Genomic DNA, 303 nt, shown 5'->3' on the forward strand with positions numbered 1-303 from the left:
ACGAGCATCTCATCAGCGAGCTCGGGACCGGCGAGGGCCGGTCGACCCGTCTTACCTACCGCGACACGTTTCTGCTCCTCGCCGGCTTGGACGTCTATCCGCAGGAATTCGCAGACTGGATCGCACGCAGCGCCGGGCTTCGCAACATTCTGGTGCACGACTACAATGACGCGGACCGGAAAATCGTCCACGCGTCGATCAAGTCGTGCCTTCAGGATTACCATCGGTATGCCGAATACGTGCGCGGTTTCCTGGATCGGCTCCAAGGTTGAACGCTTTGTGCCGCGCAAGACCCGGTATCCC

The 303-nt window shown here is 60.7% G+C and carries 1 protein-coding gene; it reads left to right on the forward strand.

Features of this window, described 5'->3' with window-relative positions; translation table 11 throughout:
* Window positions 1-272: DUF86 domain-containing protein (locus tag ACTFO6_RS18420; RefSeq protein ID WP_439935827.1), on the forward strand; the 272-nt coding region annotated here is incomplete at its 5' end.
* Window positions 273-303: the final 31 nt, after the last annotated feature.

Origin of the sequence: Pelomicrobium sp. G1 (genome assembly GCF_051905455.1) — a bacterium.
Classification (GTDB): Bacteria; Pseudomonadota; Gammaproteobacteria; order Burkholderiales; family UBA6910; genus Pelomicrobium.